Annotated in this window: 2 protein-coding genes; both read right to left on the reverse strand. The window is 73.7% G+C overall.

All coding sequences use genetic code 11. From position 1 onward, the window contains the following. Positions 1–16: 16 nt before the first annotated feature. Positions 17–646: a YcnI family protein gene (locus ACFXGA_RS37815; protein WP_378097204.1), complete on the reverse strand. Its 630-nt coding sequence runs from the start codon at positions 644–646 to the stop codon at positions 17–19. Between the two features lie 51 nt (positions 647–697). Beyond that, entirely contained in the window at positions 698–1,732 is a 1,035-nt protein-coding gene (locus ACFXGA_RS37820) for a multicopper oxidase family protein (RefSeq protein ID WP_378097207.1), read from the reverse strand. Positions 1,733–1,843 lie beyond the last annotated feature (111 nt).

Genomic DNA, 1,843 nt, shown 5'->3' on the forward strand with positions numbered 1-1,843 from the left:
GCCGCGTCCGACCCCCTCAACCGCCCGCCCCCCCCCCGCGCGCCCCGCGCCCCCGGGGCGGCGTGCCCCCGGCCGGGGGGGGGGGGGGCGCCCGCGGCGCGGACGCGGCGACCACGGACAGCGTCGGGGCCGGGTGCTCCGGCCTGGCCTCGCCGTCCCGTTCGACGTCGATCCACCGGACCACCTCGCCGCTGGAGTAGGTCTGCAACGCCTTGAACACCAGCTCGGTGCCCGCGGCGGGCAGCGGGCCCAGCGAGACGGGGAACTCCTGGAACTGGCCGGGCGGCACCGTCCCGCCCTCCCAGGCGATGGTCGTCACGGCCTCGGACACCGTGCGCTCGCCCACCCGGACGGGCGGGTCCACCGGCTCCGTCCGGGTGGTCGCGGTCCACCCGGGAACGGGTTGCACGGACGCGGAGGCGAACCGGTGGTCGGTCGGGAAGGACACCTCCACCCGGGTCGTCGAGGCGTCGTCGCGCTCGTTCGGCACGCGGAACACCACGCGGGCGTAGCCGCCCGGTTCGACGGTGCCCGGTGAGACGGTGACGTGGGCCGACGCGGTGGGCGTCACGAGGATCGTCGCGACGGCGGAGGCGAGCGCCGCCAGGACGAGGGTGAGCGCGGCGCGCCGCTGGGGGCTGGACATGGTTTTCCCTTCACCGGTCGGGGTTGCGTCGGGCTGGTGGGCGGTCACGCGTCAGCCGCCCAGGGGCAGGGGCAGCGGGAGGCCGACGGCGGGCGGGTCGACGTTGACGATGGACACCAGCCCGGCCATCCCGTGATGGGTCTCCGAGTGGGAGAAGATGTGGCAGTGGATCATCCACTTGCCGACCCTCGTCGGTGTCCAGATGAGGTCGTAGGTCTGCCCGACCCCGACCAGCACCGTGTCCATCTGCTGCGGTGACGGCAGCCGTCTGCCGTCCTGCGCCACCAGGTCGAAGTGCCCGAGGTGCAGGTGGATCGGGTGGATCATCTCGGGGCCGGCGCCGATCAGCCGGATGCGCACCCGCTCGCCGACCCGCGCCCGCAGCGGCGCGGTGGCCGGGAAACCCTTGCCGTTGAAGACGAAGCCCAGCGGGCCGTCGCCGATGATCAACCGGTAGTCGCGGTCCGAGGCGATGTCGCCGAACCTCGGCACGACCTCCAGCGAGCCGTAGAGGCCCTTGCCCTCCTGGTCGCCGTGCATGTGCGAGTGGTACCAGTGGGTGCCGGTGCTGATGGCCTTCCACTGGTAGGTGAAGCTCTGGCCCGGCTCGACCTCCGGCTGCGTCAGGCCGGGCACGCCGTCCTGGTCGTTGGGCAGGTCCATGCCGTGCCAGTGCAGCGAGGTGGGCTCCGGCAGGTCGTTCTGCAGCACGAAGCGCACGGTGTCGCCCTCGTTGATCCGGATCACGGGTCCGGGCACGATCCCGTTGTAGGCGAACGCCTCGCGGACGTTGCCGGGCGAGACCTCCCAGGAGATCGGCGCCGCCCGCAGCTGGAACACCTTGACCCCGTTGACGACCTCGTACGGCGCGAGCCGCGTGCCGTCGCCGAGGTCCTCCCCCGCCGCGGCCGGCGGCACGGGGTCCGCGACCGGCGTCCGCGTCGTCGTGCCGGACGCCGTCACGCCCACCACAACGGCGGACAGGGAGAGCAGGAAGACCATCAGGACCGGCAGGGCCGTGCGCCGTCGGCGCTTGCGGGGCGCGTCGGTCGGGAACATCTCTTCGCTTGCCAACTCGGTGGACATGGGCCGCCTTCCGCAGGGCAGCGCGGGGCCGGGTAGCCCGCCGGGTGACGGCTTCCCGCCCCCGCGGGGGGGGTTGTCAGCAAACCGTGGGGGAGCTGATCGGGTGCCCCG

It is taken from the genome of Actinosynnema sp. NPDC059335 (assembly GCF_042752395.1).
Lineage (GTDB): Bacteria > Actinomycetota > Actinomycetes > Mycobacteriales > Pseudonocardiaceae > Actinosynnema.

Bases quoted from the DNA above. Each gene is read 5' to 3' on its own strand.
- ACFXGA_RS37815 (WP_378097204.1), bottom strand. From the start codon at position 646: ATGTCCAGCCCCCAGCGGCGCGCCGCGCTCACCCTCGTCCTGGCGGCG.
- ACFXGA_RS37820 (WP_378097207.1), bottom strand. From the start codon at position 1,732: ATGTCCACCGAGTTGGCAAGCGAAGAGATGTTCCCGACCGACGCGCCC.